This is a genomic window from Polaribacter sp. R2A056_3_33, from assembly GCF_019278485.1.
GTDB lineage: Bacteria > Bacteroidota > Bacteroidia > Flavobacteriales > Flavobacteriaceae > Polaribacter.
In genome coordinates, this window is record NZ_CP058984.1 from 1,571,667 (window position 1) to 1,587,144 (window position 15,478).

At 28.2% G+C, this 15,478-nt stretch carries 14 protein-coding genes; 7 read left to right on the forward strand and 7 right to left on the reverse strand.

All coding sequences use genetic code 11. From position 1 onward, the window contains the following. Window positions 1–154 precede the first annotated feature (154 nt). A complete protein-coding gene (gene rnr, locus H0I29_RS06795) occupies window positions 155–2,380 on the reverse strand; it encodes a ribonuclease R (RefSeq protein ID WP_218754862.1) in 2,226 nt (741 codons plus the stop codon). Between the two features lie 115 nt (window positions 2,381–2,495). Here rnr and H0I29_RS06800 point away from each other — a divergent pair, with 115 nt between their 5' ends. From H0I29_RS06800 to H0I29_RS06810, 3 genes are all read left to right on the forward strand, one after another. Further along, window positions 2,496–3,401, forward strand: a complete 906-nt coding sequence (locus H0I29_RS06800) for a diacylglycerol kinase family protein (protein ID WP_218754863.1) — start codon at window positions 2,496–2,498, stop codon at window positions 3,399–3,401. Between the two features lie 744 nt (window positions 3,402–4,145). Further along, window positions 4,146–4,580, forward strand: coding sequence for a ribose 5-phosphate isomerase B (gene rpiB, locus H0I29_RS06805; protein WP_218754864.1), 435 nt, complete (start codon window positions 4,146–4,148; stop codon window positions 4,578–4,580). Window positions 4,581–4,709: 129 nt separating this feature from the next. Further along, window positions 4,710–5,150 (forward strand): GNAT family N-acetyltransferase, encoded by a 441-nt coding sequence (locus tag H0I29_RS06810; protein WP_218733724.1) that lies wholly within the window; start codon window positions 4,710–4,712, stop codon window positions 5,148–5,150. Window positions 5,151–5,197: 47 nt separating this feature from the next. Here the strand turns inward: H0I29_RS06810 and H0I29_RS06815 are convergent, their stop codons facing one another. From H0I29_RS06815 to H0I29_RS06825, 3 genes are read right to left on the reverse strand one after another with little or no spacing between them, the layout of a single operon-like run. Then, window positions 5,198–7,726 (reverse strand): TonB-dependent siderophore receptor, encoded by a 2,529-nt coding sequence (locus H0I29_RS06815; RefSeq protein WP_254712713.1) that lies wholly within the window; start codon window positions 7,724–7,726, stop codon window positions 5,198–5,200. Next, a complete protein-coding gene (locus H0I29_RS06820; protein ID WP_218732073.1) occupies window positions 7,716–8,636 on the reverse strand; it encodes a FecR family protein in 921 nt (306 codons plus the stop codon). The genes H0I29_RS06815 and H0I29_RS06820 overlap by 11 nt, the downstream gene beginning before the upstream one ends. A 60-nt stretch (window positions 8,637–8,696) precedes the next feature. Beyond that, window positions 8,697–9,206, reverse strand: coding sequence for an RNA polymerase sigma factor (locus H0I29_RS06825; protein ID WP_218754866.1), 510 nt, complete (start codon window positions 9,204–9,206; stop codon window positions 8,697–8,699). A 180-nt stretch (window positions 9,207–9,386) separates the two neighbouring features. On the opposite strand from H0I29_RS06825, the gene H0I29_RS06830 reads away from it, so the two are divergent. From H0I29_RS06830 to H0I29_RS06840, 3 genes are all read left to right on the forward strand, one after another. Then, on the forward strand, window positions 9,387–10,439 hold the full coding sequence (locus H0I29_RS06830) for a hypothetical protein (protein WP_218754867.1): 1,053 nt from the start codon (window positions 9,387–9,389) through the stop codon (window positions 10,437–10,439). A 99-nt stretch (window positions 10,440–10,538) separates the two neighbouring features. Continuing rightward, entirely contained in the window at window positions 10,539–11,321 is a 783-nt protein-coding gene (locus H0I29_RS06835) for a membrane metalloprotease (protein WP_218754868.1), read from the forward strand. A 16-nt stretch (window positions 11,322–11,337) separates the two neighbouring features. Next, window positions 11,338–11,925 carry a porin family protein gene (locus H0I29_RS06840; RefSeq protein ID WP_218732077.1) on the forward strand — a complete coding sequence of 196 codons (588 nt, stop codon included), beginning with the start codon at window positions 11,338–11,340 and terminating at the stop codon, window positions 11,923–11,925. 191 nt (window positions 11,926–12,116) lie between these two features. Here H0I29_RS06840 and H0I29_RS06845 read toward each other — a convergent pair whose 3' ends face one another. Genes H0I29_RS06845 through H0I29_RS06855 form a run of 3 tightly spaced genes read right to left on the reverse strand, consistent with a single transcriptional unit; the run spans window position 12,117 to window position 14,299 of the window. Continuing rightward, a complete protein-coding gene (locus H0I29_RS06845) occupies window positions 12,117–12,641 on the reverse strand; it encodes a pseudouridine synthase (protein ID WP_254712745.1) in 525 nt (174 codons plus the stop codon). Between the two features lie 49 nt (window positions 12,642–12,690). Then, on the reverse strand, window positions 12,691–13,479 hold the full coding sequence (locus H0I29_RS06850; RefSeq protein WP_218754869.1) for an alpha/beta hydrolase: 789 nt from the start codon (window positions 13,477–13,479) through the stop codon (window positions 12,691–12,693). 28 nt (window positions 13,480–13,507) lie between these two features. Beyond that, window positions 13,508–14,299 (reverse strand): aldose 1-epimerase, encoded by a 792-nt coding sequence (locus tag H0I29_RS06855; protein WP_218754870.1) that lies wholly within the window; start codon window positions 14,297–14,299, stop codon window positions 13,508–13,510. Window positions 14,300–14,412: 113 nt separating this feature from the next. On the opposite strand from H0I29_RS06855, the gene recA reads away from it, so the two are divergent. After that, window positions 14,413–15,420, forward strand: coding sequence for a recombinase RecA (gene recA / locus H0I29_RS06860; RefSeq protein WP_068447884.1), 1,008 nt, complete (start codon window positions 14,413–14,415; stop codon window positions 15,418–15,420). Window positions 15,421–15,478 lie beyond the last annotated feature (58 nt).

Here is a 15,478-nt window from a genome sequence, read left to right on the forward strand (position 1 = left end):
ATTTAAAAATTTTGATTACTATATTTAATTCAACAATTATACCACTATAAAGACTTTTTATCTTTTTTATTGTCACAAAAATAAAAAAGATAAAAATCTTAAAGTATTAAAATTTAGTTAATGAATTTTAAATCAATCACATACCATTAAAAGATTAAGCTTCTATTAAAGCAAAATCTAAATGTTTTCTTTCTAAATCTGTATGTTTTACTCTTACTTTAACATCATCTCCTAACTGATATAGTTTTTTAGAAGCTTGACCTACTATAGCATATTGCTTTTCATCAAAAATATAATAATCACTTTTTATATCTCTAATTCTCACCATTCCTTCACATTTATTAGAAGAAATTTCTACATAAATACCCCATTCTGTAACTCCTGTAATAACACCTTCAAAAATTTCATCTTTATGATCTTGCATGTATTTTACTTGCATGTATTTAATAGATGATCTTTCTGCTTTAGAAGCTAATTCTTCTCTGTTTGATGAATGCTTACACTTTTCTTCATACTTATCTGCTTTTGGGCTATCTCCGCCATCTAAATAGTGTTGCAGTAATCTATGTGTCATTACATCTGGATAACGTCTAATAGGCGACGTAAAATGACTATAATAGTCAAAAGCCAATCCGTAATGCCCAATATTTTGAGTTGTATATACCGCTTTAGACATAGTTCTAATGGTTAAAGTCTCAATCATGTTAGATTCTGCTTTACCATGCACATCACTTAATAACTGATTTAAAGAATCTGAGGTAGATTTTTTGGTATCTGTATTAATTTTGTATCCAAATTTACGAACCATATTTTCTAAAGAAGCCAATTTTTCTACATCTGGCTCGTCATGAACCCTGTAAATAAATGTATTGTTGGTAGCTTTTCCTTTAGAAAAACCAATAAATTCAGCAACTTTTCTATTTGCTAACAACATAAATTCTTCAATTAATTTGTTAGCATCTTTAGATTCTTTAAAGAATACACCTACTGGGTTTGCTTCTTCATCTAAATTGAACTTCACTTCTACTCTATCAAAAGAAATTGCGCCTTGTTTCATTCTTTTTTTACGAAGAATTTTAGCCAATTCATCTAATTTTAAAGTAGCTTCTACAACTTCTGGAGCTACTAAATAAGATTCATCTGTAATAGAAATATCTTCTGGCATAGTATACGGTTGAACATCATCAGATAATTTAACGTTTTCTATAATAGATTGTGCTTCTTCATAAGCAAAACGTTGATCTGAATATGTTACCGTTCTACCAAACCACTCGCCTACTACTTGTGCTTTTTTATTTAATTCAAACACTGCAGAAAATGTTAACTTTTCTTCATGTGGTCTTAAAGAACACACTCCGTTAGATAACATTTCTGGTAACATTGGTACTACTCTATCTACTAAATAAACAGATGTAGCTCTTTTATAAGCTTCATCGTCTAAAATTGTTTTTGGCTGTAAATAATGAGAAACATCGGCAATATGAATTCCTATTTCATAATTACCATTTTCTAATTTTGTGAATGATAATGCATCATCAAAATCTTTTGCATCTTTAGGATCTATTGTAAAAGTTAAATCTTTACGCATATCTCTACGCTTAGAAATTTCTTTTTCTGTAATTTCAATTGGTAAAGATTCTGCTTCTTTTTCAACCTCTGGCTCAAACTCATAAGGCAAACCATATTCTAATAAAATAGAATGCATTTCTGTATTATGATCTCCTGGTTTACCAAGAACGGTTGTAATTTTTCCAAAAGGATTTTTAGAGTTTTTAGGCCAATCTAACAAAGTAGCTTGTACCTTATCGCCATCTACTGCCCCATTCAACTTGCTCTCAGACACAAAAATATCTGCATACATTTTGTTGTTATCAGGTACTACAAAACCAAAATTTTTGGTTTTACTTTTTTGTAAAACACCTACAAATTCTGTTTTTGCACGTTCAATAATTTCTACAACATCTGCTTCATATTTCTTTCCACTACGTCTTTTATAAACATACGCTTTTACAGTATCGTTATGTAAACCTTTACCCAAATTAATATTCGGAATAAAAATATCGTCTTCATAATCATCTGTTACAAAATATCCGTTTCCGGTAGAAGTTACATCTAAAGTACCAATAGAATATTTTCTATCAACATTTATTTGAAACTTACCGCGCTCTACTTCTTTTATTTCTTTGGTTGCAGCTAATTCTGCTAATTTCTTAATTATCTGGGTTCTCCCATCTGTATCAGAAATCTTTAATTTTGCAGCAATTTGCTTATGATTATAAGATTTTTCGCTGTCTTGTTTTAATACTTTAAATATATTTCTGGTTAAGTCTTTTACAACGTTCCCTTTCTTTTTATATATTTTTTTCTTCTTTTTTGTCATTAATTCTTACTTCTTATTATATGATACTAAATTACAATTATTTACTGTGATTGGCTATTAAAAAATGGTTATCAATCTAAAATTGTAATTTGGCATTACTTTAATTATTATTTTTATGTCTACATCTTGGTTTATAATTGCAAATCCTATTTCTGGAAATCGGAATTTTTCTAAACAATGGAAGGAAATTCAACAATTATTAAACAATAAGAAAATAGACTTTTCTTTTGCTTTTACAAAATTTTCTAAACACGAAATTGAATTGGTGGATACCGCAATTCAACAAGGTTTTAGAAATATTATTTCGATTGGTGGAGATGGAACACTACATAACGTAGTTAACGGAATAATGACGCAAAGGTACGCAAAAACTTCTGATATAACTATTGCTGTAATTCCACAGGGAACTGGTAACGATTGGATAAAGACGTATAACATACCTAATAGCGTTAAAAAAGCGATTGAAATTATTCATAAAAAGAATATTATTTTACAAGATATTGGTGTTATAGAAACTGAAAATAGAACTGTTTTTTTTAATAATGTAGCTGGTTTAGGGTATGATGGTTACATTGTTAATAAACTAAAAACTTTAAAAAGTTTTGGCTCTTTAGCTTATATATTAAGCGGAATAGCTGGTTTATTACTTTATAAAAAAACAGTGTTTAAAATTATTTTTGATGATAAAATTCTAGAAACTAATTGTTTAATGACCGTTTTTGGTATTTGTAAATTTTCTGGTGGTGGAATGCAGTTTACAAAAAATGTAAATAGCACAGATGGTTTATTAGATATTACCATAGCTAAAAACCTGACTATCTTAGATTTAATTTTAAATTTACCTAAATTATATTCTGGTAAAATTGTAGATCATAAAAAACTAGAAACGTATAAAACTAAAGCAATTAGAGTGGTTCCAAAAACAGCAAAACCTTTTATTCAGGCTGATGGTGAGATAATTGGAACTGGAGAAGTACATGTAAAAATTATTGAAAAGGCTATAAATTTTGTAGTGAACTAATTAAAAATCAACTTTATAATTTCTATCTAGCTTATATTTTAAGAAAAAAAACATTAAAGACAAAATGCTCTTTTGTTTTTATAAAAGGTAACACAACTTTAAAATATTAAAAATACTTTTATTCTCAATAAACAGAAAAATAAAGAGTCTAATAAAAGTTAAGTCAATTTCTTCTCCTTTTTCTTTTCGCTTTCCTCCTATTTCATTTTTTCGTTTTCAACAGTTATAAACATTCTTTATTATAATTATATTTTCTTTTTAAATTTAAAAAAAACAATAATGGTTATAATAGTGTGTGAATAGCTACTATAAAAAAATGTCTTTTTATTTTTTAATTTCAGTTATTAAAAATCATTGACAAGTTATGAGTTACTTAAAAGCTTATAAATCAATTTAAAATTAGAGTTATTAACAATAGTTATAAACAGTAGTTAACCTAAAACTCTTAATAGTTAACATCCCAATTGATGTAAACAAATGGTTAATTTTATGTTGATAAACTTTTATCAAAAACTCATAAATAAAGTTGTGTATGTGGTAGTGCTCGCTGTATTGTAATTTTAATTCAATATACCAAATTTACTTGTAAAACTTTACCGATACTTCTTAACAATTACCTAACATAGCTAAAGAGTTAAAAATTAAAAGGTTATTAAAAAAGCTAATTTTTTGATTGTTTATAACTGTTGATAACCGTTAGTTTCTGTATTTTTGTTGCTACAACACAATTAAAATCAATTTATTATGACAATTGCCATTGGTAACGATCACGCAGGTACAGAATACAAATTCGAAATTATAAAACATTTAGAAGAAAAAGGATATAAAGTTCTAAATTTTGGAACCGATACAAACGATTCTATGGATTACCCAGATGCCATTCATCCAACAGCAGATGCTGTAGAAAGTGGTAAAGCAACAATGGGTATTATTTTGTGTGGTTCTGGTAATGGAGCACAAATGACCGCTAATAAACACCAAGGTATTAGAGCTGCTTTGTGTTGGAATAATGAATTAGTTGCATTAACAAGACAACATAATAATGCAAACGTTCTTACAATTCCTGCACGTTTTGTGTCTTTACAACAAGCTATTGGTTTTGTAGATATTTTTCTTTCTACAGAGTTTGAAGGTGGTAGACATGGAGATAGAGTTCAAAAAATTTCTTGTGCCGGATAAATAACTTTCTGTTACAAAATTTAAAAAATAAAATTTCACTCGAAGTAACAATGTGTTGATAACTGTTGTTTTTTGAGTGATTTTGTTTTTTTAGTAAAATTATACAGAGAATATAAAGATTTTAAAATGATGAATTTTCAAATAAAAACCTTTCAAGAGTTAAATACAACAGAACTTTATAAGATACTTCAATTACGATCTGAAGTTTTTGTGGTAGAACAAGATTGTGTATATCAAGATGTAGATTTTAAAGATCAAAAAGCATTACATGTTTTTTGTTTAAAAGATGATAAAATTATTGCTTATACACGTATTTTTAAACCAGGAGTTTATTTTAAAAATGCTAGTATTGGTAGGGTAGTAGTTGCTGCTAACGAACGTAAATATGGTTTTGGACATGATTTAATGAAAGTTTCTATAGAAGCAATAAAAACTCATTTTAAGGTTGATAAAATTACTATTTCTGCGCAAAAATATTTAAAGAAATTTTATGAAACGCATCAATTTATTCAAGTAGGCGAGGAGTATTTAGAAGATGGTATTCCGCATATTAGAATGGATAGAGAATAATTGTTTTTTAACACGATTTAATTAAATTTTAGGCAAATTATTTTCTTTTAAAAGTTGATTCTAAAGCTTAAATTAGGAGTAAAAGGCAAAGAATAATTGTTTACTCTATTTACATTGTTTTTACTAGTCTCATCTACAATATAATAAGAATCTATAATGTTTTCCTTATTCGTTAAATTAGTAAAACCTAGACGAATAGTGGATTTTATAACATCAGAAAAATCAAAATTATAGCTTCCAGAAAGATCTAATCTAAAGAAATTATCTAGCTTTTCTTGGTTAGGATTGTTATAATTTACAATAGTTCTGTTACCACTTTTTATGGTTTCATTTCCATCAATAGGTGTTGTATAAGGTTTACCAGAACGTAAAACTCCACCAAAAGAAATTTTAAAAAATTCAGTAAAATTATAGTTAAATGCTGCACTTAAAGAATGTGTAATATCTAAGCTATTAGAAAATGTTGTAGGATTAAAAATATCGAAGGTATAATCGTTTTTAGCGTACGTATAACTTAACCAAGTACTAATTTTTTCAGTTTGTTTATTCACTAAAAACTCAACCCCTTTTACTTTATAATTTCCTATAGAATTTACGGCTTGTGTATTGTTATAAAAGCCTTGGTTTACAGCTGTAATTCCATCTGCTTTTTTATAAAAAGCAGTAATATCTACATATAATTTATTTTTAGAATATGCTGCTCCAAAAGAAGCCTGTTTACTTTTTATAATAGGTGTATCTTCATTATCAGAAAGAATCCATCTTCGTTTTTCTATTCCTAAAAAATTATCTTCAAAATCTATTTTTTGGGCTGTTGTTTGGTTTTTTAATTCGCCTTCTAATTTTACAGATAATTCTGTATTTAATTGCTGTCGGATGTTAATTCTAGGTTCTACAACAAATTTTGTAAACTGATCAAAGTAGTTTGCCCGAACTCCAAATCTTGCATAAGTATTTTTTTTATGATACTCTATTTCAGTATAAAAGGCACTTTTTAACAACACATTTTTGTCTGTTTTAGAAAATGTAGGTGCATTTACAGTTGTGGTATTTTTTACACCTATTTCATTTATTACCAATCCATTAGTGAAATGTAAAACATCAGAAATCTCATATTTAGAATCTAACTTTACTTCCGTTTCTAACACATTATTAAACTGCGTTTGATATTGATCTGAATCTTTATTATAATCTGTAGAATTTATTCTATAATCTGAAAAAAAGAAAGATAAGTTGGTAGAAAATTTAGCATCCCAATTTGCATGCCAGTTGATATTTGCTCCTAAATTTTCTTGTTTTAAAGAACTATTTTCTTCAATTGTTGTAGTATTAGTAGTGTATTTTTCTTGATAGTCTAAATTGTTTTTTATATGAATAAAATTGGCTCTAATAGTATGATTGTAGCTAACATCATATAAAACTTTAAAGGAGTAATCGTAGAAATAAAATTTAGAATCAGCGTTATTAATAGTGCTTGATGAGATAGAATTATCTTGAAAACTGCGTGAGAAATAATTTTTATAAGTTGGAGTGTTAATAACATCTGTAAACGACCTTCTTGCAGAAATATGAGCTTCTAAATTCTTTTTTATAGGAACTTGTACAAAAGCATCTGCACTTAACAAATTAAATCCACCACCACCAGAAAGTTTATTTGTAATCTCATTAGATGTTTCCATATTTATGGTTGAAGAAACCCCGTCTGAAAATGCACTACTTGTTCCGTTTTTAGTAACAGATATCTTTTTTGTTAAATACGGGTTATAAGCAGAAATAAGCCCAAAAAAATGACCTGAATGATACATTTTTATACCATCCCAAAGCATTAAATTTTGGTCATTTGTACCACCTCTTACGTTAATATTAGAAATACTTTCGTTTATACTTTCTATACCTGGTAGAATTTTAATTGTTTTTAAAATATCGGGTTCTATTAAACCTGGTAAAATTCCAAATTTTTCTGTGTCTAAAACTGTACTACCATCAGTATTTTTATGCAAACCAGCGGTTAAAAACTTAGGCATTATAATTTCTGATAATTCCTCTGTTTCTTCTTCTAAAAATACTTCTTTACAGTTAGAAGAAAACAATTCTTTTGCGGTAATAATTTTTGTTTTAAAACTGATAAAAGAAATTGTTAAAGTAGCGTTAGCCGGTACATTTTTTAAGTTAAAATTACCGTTATTATTAGTGGTTGTTCCTAATTTATAACCATTTACTTTTACAGAAGTTAAAAATAAAGGTTCTAAGGAGTTAGCATCTAAAACGGTTCCGCAGATAGAAATGTATTTATTTAAAAATGAAACGGTTACATATCTATTGTCTAAGGTTTTAAATTGTAAAAATGTTTCTTTATTTAAAAAAGAGAGTAGATTTTCTATAGAAATATCTTTTTTTGGTTGTTGTATAAAAATATTTTTTACATCATTATCAGAATAAGAAAATTTTATATCATAACTTTTTTCAAGCGCTAATAAAATTGATGCAAGTGGCTTTTTCTCTGAAGAATTTTGAGAAAATACAAGACTATTAGTCAGTATAAAACTGATAAAAAAAAGAAGATACTTATTTCTCATAATTAAAGATAGTAATTTTTTTACCATCAATTTTATAAGATAACTGTAACGGAATTGTAACAGATTTTAAAGCAATATCTATATCTGTATGTGTAAAACCACCAGAATATAAAATATCTAAATCTACATTTGTAGTTTCGATAGTATACCCAAACTGATTTTCTATTTCTTCTAAAATAAAACGCAAAGCTGTACTTTTAAAATTAGATTCTTTTTGCAACCAAGATTTCTCTTTAATATTAAAAGTATTGTTAATATCTACCACGCCATTTACTACTTTAAAAATGGATCCTCTAGGTAATTTAATCAAGCTATCTTTATAGACAACACTTACCAAACCTTCAAAGGTTTTTACTTCAAAATAATTATCTCTTTCCTTTACATTAAATTGTGTTCCAAGTACAGTAACCTTACCAACTTCTGTATTTACAGTAAACTTTTCTCCTTTTTGTACTTTAAAAAATGCTTCTCCGTCTAAGGTTAAATTTCTGTTTTCTTGCCAACTATCTTTCGCATAAGAAATTTCTGAATTTGCGTTTAATACTACCTCAGAATTATCTGGTAAATTAAAGTTTTTTGTTTCTGCAAAGGCTGTTTTATAAATAGCATTATCAGTATTATTAGAGAGAAAAAAATAAGAAGTTGTTAGTAAGACAACCACTGCTGCTGCATATTTATAGAGTTTTTTATAATTAAAAGGAATAACTTTTCCTTTTTTAGAGGTATTTTCAGTTTTTAATTTAAAATCTGCAAGGGCTTTTTCTACATCAACTTTAGGAGCATCTATTTGAGATGAATAATGTGCTATTTTTTCTAAAGTATTAAAATCTTTTGTTTCTTTTAAATGCGTTAGTTCTTCATCAGAAATTTCTCTGTTTAGCCATTTTAATATGTCTTTTTCTTTTTTCATTGTATTGTACTTCTATATATAAAACAACTAATCAGTAGTTTACCCTACCTTAAATTGATATTAAATTCCGTCTATTTTAGTTCTTAACTTTTTTAATGCTGATGACATTCGTTTCTCTACTGCTTTTTGAGATATTTCTAACGTTTCTGCAATTTCTCTGTATTTTTTTCCATCAATTCTATTCATCAAAAAAACTTCACGTTCTCCTTCTGTTAAACCTGCAATAGCATTTTTTAGTTTGTTTTTAAACTCTTCTTCTTCTAATAAATAATCTGGACTTTGGTTATTAACATCTAAATAAGGACTGCTTTTAGCATACTCAAAAACTACTTTTTGATGTTTTACTTTATTTAGAAAAAGATTGTTAATAACTGTAAATAAGTAAGACTTGGCTTTTGTAAAATCTATTTTAGAACAATGTTCCCATATTTTTATAAAGGCTTCTTGTGCTAAATCTAAAGAGGCATTTTTATCACCAGATTTATAATAAGCAAAATTACTTGCAGACTGAATATGAGAAGTATAAAACTCATTAAAATTGATTTCATCACAAAGAGATTTATCAGTCATATTAAGGGGATTAAATAAAAAATATCATTTTTTTTGAGGACAAAGGTAGGGTAAATAAATGTTTAGTTGTTTTACTTACAGGACAGCAATAATATAGCTATTCAAAAAATAAGTAAGATAAATAGTTACTGTTGTCTTACTTATAAATACAAAAAACAAAAAATATCAAAATTTATTATTATGAAATCATTAAAATTATTTACGGCAATTGCTTTAACTGCAATATTAGGTTTTACATCTTGTCAGTCTGATGAAAGTGAACAAGTAGGTACAAACCCAAACACAAATTCATCTACATCTCCAACAGCTTCTAATTATGAAAGAGCTGCTAAAAATAATGGTTCTGAAGATGATTTTTTAGACGGAAACGCATGTACTGAGTTGTTATTTCCATTAACAGCAACTGTAAACGGAAAACAAATTACGCTTATAAGTAAATTAGATTTCTCTACAGTTTTAAACATTATGGGAGAGTTTAATGATGATAGTGACGCTTTAACTTTTAATTTTCCTATTCGTGTAAAAACAAGTAATTATACAGAGGTAACTGTAAATAACCAAGCAGAATTAGATGCTTTAATGGAAGAATGTGAGCAAGCAGAAGAAGATGGAAAAGATGCTATTTCTTGTATAGATATCAATTTTCCTATAACCATGTTAACTTATAGTATAAGTTTAGAACAAACAGGAACAGTGGTTCTACAATCACAAGAACAATTGTATACGTTTATGACAGATTTACAATCTGATGAGTTATTTGCGGTAAATTATCCAATAAATGTAACCTTAAGTAACAGTACTTCAACAGAAATTAATAGTGATACAGAATTTCAAAATGCGGTTTCAGAATGTGTACAATATGAAGAAGAAAAAGACGAGGCAAAAGAAACTGCAGTAGAAGTAGAGGCTATTTTAACAGGAACTAAATTTAAAGTAGAATCATTTGTTACAGCAGGTGTAGATACTGCAAATGAGTATGCAGATTGGTCTATAGAATTTACAAACGATTTAAAAGTAGTAGCCAAAGATGTAGTAAATGCAACGTTAAATGAAGTTGAAGGAACCTATACAGTAAGTTCTGAAATAGATGCTTTTGTAACTATCGATTTTGCAAGCAATACAGCAGTAAGTGCATTAGGTAATGATTGGGTTGTCACTAATTATAGCAGTGCATTAATTACTTTAAAAAGTAAAACTGATGCTTCTGTAACTTTAGCTTTTAAGAAGATTTAAAAGATTATTAAGTAATAAATATAGTTAGTTGATGATAACTTTGCAGCTATTGCCCCTATACCCCTAAAGTAATAGCTGTAAAGTTTTAATAAAATCAGAATGAAAAATATTCTTTTAAAAGTAATTTTAGTTTGCAGTATTTTATTTTCTTGTTCTTCTAAAGAAGACGAAATAATAGATAGTGAAACAGGTAACTTAATAAATGTAAGTACAAACAGACAAATAACAGGTTCTTCTGCAAACGATTTACTTTCTGGAGGTATTTTTAAAAAAATGATTGTTGAAATTGCATATATAGAAGGTTTTAAACCCTCTGAAACAGCTATAAATAATTTTAAAAATTTTATTACGAATAGAACTAATAAACCAGAAGGAATAACCTATATAACTCAAGAAATTTCTTTTACAGATAAAGAAGCATATACTTTAGAAGAAGTAGTAGCTTTAGAAAAAGAGCATAGAACTAAATACAGTTCAGATACAACTATTGCTGTTTGGGTATTATTTGTAAACGGAAAATCTTCTAAAGATACTAGTTCTAGTGCTATTTTGGGCGCAGCATATTGGAACACTTCTTTTGTAATTTACGAAGAAACACTTCATGGTTTAAGTAATGGTGCTTTTGAACCTGAAAGGAGTTTATTAGAGACCTCAGTAATTAATCATGAATTTGGCCATCTTTTAGGTTTAACAAATTTAGGAAGTGAATTACAAAGTAATCATGAAGATACAGAGCATCCAAAACACTGTAACGAAGAAGATTGTTTAATGTATTGGGCAGCAGAAACAAGCCAAGGAATAGGCAATATGCTTTCTGGCGGAAAAGTACCAACATTAGACGCACAATGTTTAGAAGATTTAAAAGCCAATGGTGGAAAATAATTTTAAAAATAGAAAAATGAAAACAATATATATTACAATGGCATTAATGATTACAAGTGTATTATCATTAAATGCGCAAGACAGTAAAAATAAAGCAACAGCAGGTATTAAAGGAGGATATAATATGTCTTCTGTAAGTTTTGATGGTAGTTCGGAAACAGATAGATTACATGGATATCATATTGGTATATATGGGGAATCTTTTATAGGTAAATTTATTTCTATTCAACCAGAAATTTTGTACTCTAAGCAAGGTTATAAAATTATAGATGGATCTAGTACGTATACCCAAAAACTAGACTATATAAATGTGCCATTAATGCTAAAATTATACCCTGTAAAAAGTTTCTTTTTAGAAGCAGGACCTCAAATAGGTTTTTCAATATCACATAAAGAAACCTTCGATTCTGGTTTTATTTTATATGATACAGAAAAAGAATTTGAACCTAATAATTTTGATTGGGGAGTGAATGTAGGAGCTGGTTTTAAAAGTGATTCAGGCGTTAGTTTAGGAGTTAGATACCATTTAGGTCAAAATGATATTTATGATGAAGACAAGCCTAAAAATAGAGTTTGGCAACTTTATGTAGGATTCGATTTTTAAACACAAATTTTAAATATAAAAAAGGGAGATAAATTAATTTTTATCTCCCTTTTTTGTCATTTTGTAAATTAAGTAACCAAAACCCACTACAAAGTGTAGAATAATTACAGCAGCTACTATATATAAAGTGGTATTAGAATTGTTCATAACGTAAAAATAGAAATATAAAAGTTGTTTTTTTGTGATAAATGTTACATTAAATTATCAACTTCTTTTACTTCACTAATTTCTAAATTACCTAATTCTATTTTACCAATTCGCACACGAATTAAACGTAAGGTTGGTAAGCCTACTGCAGCCGTCATTTTACGTACTTGTCTAAATTTTCCTTCTGTAATAATAATAGAAACCCAACTTGTTGGTCCATGTCTTTCATCTCTAATTTTCATGCTTCTAAGCGGAAATTTAGGATCGTCTATTATAAAAGCTTTACCAGGTTTTGTTATGTATTTTTTGCCATTAAAACCAATTTCTACACCGGTTTGTAATTGCTCAATTTCTTTTTGGGTAATAATACCATCAACTTGTACGTAATATTCTTTTTCGTATTTATGAGATCTAATTTCTGCCGATACTTTACCATCAGTTGTTAATAAAAGCAATCCTTCAGACGGCACGTCTAAACGACCAATTGCCATCGTTCCTGCAGGGAAATCATGTAAATCACCTAATAACTTTTTCTTCCGCTTTGCGGGATTTACAAACTGAGAAATCATTCCCCAAGGTTTGTGAATTATAAAATGACGGTGTTTTTTTATCAATTTATTAGTTTTTTAAAGAAGATAAAAACGCATTAAAAGAAGCCCAATACGTTTCATTACCTTCTGTAGTCTTCCAAAGTGCTCTAGAACCATGGATTCCTTTTACTTCTGGTATAAAATGCGTTAAATAACTAGAATCTACTTTATTTACTAATGTTTTAACGGCAGCACTTTCACTTAAAGAAGAAGTAACAAAAACAGGTTTTTTATAAGAACTAATACTTTTATTAATGTCAATTCCTTTAAAATATTCACCAGGACTAAATGCAACAACGGCTTTAATTTTAGAATTATCTACGCCCATTAAAAGTGCTAAAGAAGAAGAGTAAGAACTACCAACTAATATAATTTTTTGTCCGCCATTTTGGTTGTATATATAATCTATAGCAGCTTCAATATCTTGTTTTGCATCTAAATAAGTATCTCCTAAATCTTTTGCTCGAGCAGCTATTGCTGTTTGATTATCTATATTATTAACCGTTTTACCAGAACGTTGGTCTATAGCCATAACAGCATAGCCCAATTTAGTTAATTCTATAGCAGAATCCTTGTATTCTCCTCTACTATAACCTGCCTGATGACATAGTAAAACAGTAATTGGTGTCTCTTTATTTTTAAAAATATCTGCAGTAATTGGTAAATTATCTTTAGAAGGAAAAGTTATCGTTGTCTTGATAAAACTTTTTTCTATTTCTTTTACAATGCTTTTATTATCTTTTTCTATGGTAGTTTTATTAGTAGGTTGTTTACAAGAAAAGACAAGTATAAGGCTAAGTATTAAGGTAAATTTCATTTTTTATTTATAGATTTTATTATTGTTGTTAAATTACTTTAATAGTTACAGAAAAACTATTTTCACCTTTAGAAATACTCATATTTTCTTCAGAAAACTTCTGATTTGTGTAAGATGTATATTGTGTAATAGGCTCAATACAAAGCATGTTATCAACTTCTGTCCATAACATAAAATTATGAAACCCTTTTGTAGTAATTTCTAAATCGTTTCTATCAATATTTTTTAAAATGATTTTATCAGCATTTAAAACCGGAAAAGCATTTGAACCAGCTTTATAAACATCTGCTAAAGTAATTTCTTTAGCATTAGAAATTAAAGTTTCATTACCAGTGTTAGATAGCATAAATGCCGGATGATACCCTAACATAAATGGCATTCCTTCATCAGAATTAATGATAAATTCTATGTTTAAAACATCATTTTCTAAGGTAAAATTCTTTTCGAAAGAAAAATCGAAAGGCCAAGAAAGATTTTCTTCTGTAGATTTTTTAGGAAACTTACTATTGTTAATAAGTGTATTCTTTTTGTATTTTTTGATGAATTTAGCTGAGTTTTCATCCGAAGAAACTAAAGAATATTCTAACTCACGCAACAAACCATGTTGGTCTAGAATTGCATCTCCATTTTTGGTATGCACTCTAAAATTATTTTTAGAAGTTGGTCCAATAACCGGAAACATTTCATCATCAGAATTACGCCAACCTTTGTTTCCTTTTTGATGAATATATTCTTTATCATCTTTTTGAAAACTGATGATTTCTCCTTTTTCTATGTGAACTGTGCACTCTTTATTTTTTAAAAATACTTTAAAATTCATTGTTAGTAAGCTTTGTGTAAAAATAGAATAAATTTGACTGTTATTTTTTAGGAAACTAATTTAAGTTTTTTGTAACTTGTCGGACTTATTTAAAAATAAAACAAGCAAGATTAATGGCGACAGATAAAGAAAAAACAGCAAAGCTAAAAGCACTTCAACTTACTCTAGATAAGCTAGATAAGACTTATGGTAAAGGAGCTGTAATGAAATTAGGTGATGTAGTAACTGAAGATATAGATGCAATTTCATCTGGTTCTTTAGGGTTAGATTTGGCTTTAGGCGTTGGTGGTTATCCAAGAGGAAGAGTTATTGAAATCTACGGACCAGAATCTTCTGGTAAAACTACCTTAACATTACATGCAATTGCAGAGGCTCAAAAAGCAGGAGGAATTGCAGCGTTTATTGATGCAGAACACGCATTTGATAAATTTTACGCAGAAAATTTAGGAGTAGATATTGATAATTTAATTATTTCTCAACCAGATCATGGTGAGCAAGCTTTAGAAATTGCAGAAAACTTAATTCGTTCTGGTGCAATTGATATTGTGGTTATTGATTCTGTTGCAGCATTAACTCCAAAATCGGAGATTGAAGGAGAAATGGGAGATTCTAAAATGGGTTTACATGCTCGTTTAATGTCTCAAGCATTACGTAAATTAACAGGTACTATTTCTAAAACAAAATGTACCGTTATATTTATTAACCAATTACGTGAAAAAATTGGAGTTATGTTCGGTAATCCAGAAACTACAACGGGTGGTAACGCATTAAAATTTTATGCTTCTGTTCGTTTAGATATTAGAAGAAGAACACAAATTAAAGACGGAGACAAAGTTATTGGAAACAGTACTAAGGTTAAAGTTGTTAAAAATAAAGTAGCACCTCCTTTCCAAATTGCAGAATTTGATATTATGTATGGACAAGGAATTTCTAAAGTTGGTGAAATTTTAGATATTGGTGTAGAGTTAGGTATTGTTAAGAAAAGTGGTTCTTGGTTTAGTTACGGAGAAACAAAATTAGGGCAAGGTAGAGATGCTGTTAAAGGCTTAATTAAAGACAATCCTGAGTTAGCAGAAGAACTTGAAGGTAAAATAAAGATTGCTATTGAAAATCAAGAATAAATATTAAAAGTTCTAACTATTATTATTAAACTGCTATAGAAGTAATCAATCTATAGCA

Bases quoted from the DNA above. Each gene is read 5' to 3' on its own strand.
- H0I29_RS06830 (WP_218754867.1), top strand. From the start codon at position 9,387: ATGAAATCATTAAAATTATTTACGGCAATTGCTTTAACTGCAATATTA.
- H0I29_RS06820 (WP_218732073.1), bottom strand. From the start codon at position 8,636: ATGAAAAAAGAAAAAGACATATTAAAATGGCTAAACAGAGAAATTTCT.
- H0I29_RS06825 (WP_218754866.1), bottom strand. From the start codon at position 9,206: ATGACTGATAAATCTCTTTGTGATGAAATCAATTTTAATGAGTTTTAT.
- recA (WP_068447884.1), top strand. From the start codon at position 14,413: ATGGCGACAGATAAAGAAAAAACAGCAAAGCTAAAAGCACTTCAACTT.
- H0I29_RS06800 (WP_218754863.1), top strand. From the start codon at position 2,496: ATGTCTACATCTTGGTTTATAATTGCAAATCCTATTTCTGGAAATCGG.
- H0I29_RS06835 (WP_218754868.1), top strand. From the start codon at position 10,539: ATGAAAAATATTCTTTTAAAAGTAATTTTAGTTTGCAGTATTTTATTT.
- H0I29_RS06840 (WP_218732077.1), top strand. From the start codon at position 11,338: ATGAAAACAATATATATTACAATGGCATTAATGATTACAAGTGTATTA.
- rpiB (WP_218754864.1), top strand. From the start codon at position 4,146: ATGACAATTGCCATTGGTAACGATCACGCAGGTACAGAATACAAATTC.
- H0I29_RS06815 (WP_254712713.1), bottom strand. From the start codon at position 7,726: ATGAGAAATAAGTATCTTCTTTTTTTTATCAGTTTTATACTGACTAAT.
- H0I29_RS06850 (WP_218754869.1), bottom strand. From the start codon at position 13,479: ATGAAATTTACCTTAATACTTAGCCTTATACTTGTCTTTTCTTGTAAA.
- H0I29_RS06810 (WP_218733724.1), top strand. From the start codon at position 4,710: ATGAATTTTCAAATAAAAACCTTTCAAGAGTTAAATACAACAGAACTT.
- H0I29_RS06845 (WP_254712745.1), bottom strand. From the start codon at position 12,641: ATGATTTCTCAGTTTGTAAATCCCGCAAAGCGGAAGAAAAAGTTATTA.
- H0I29_RS06855 (WP_218754870.1), bottom strand. From the start codon at position 14,299: ATGAATTTTAAAGTATTTTTAAAAAATAAAGAGTGCACAGTTCACATA.
- rnr (WP_218754862.1), bottom strand. From the start codon at position 2,380: ATGACAAAAAAGAAGAAAAAAATATATAAAAAGAAAGGGAACGTTGTA.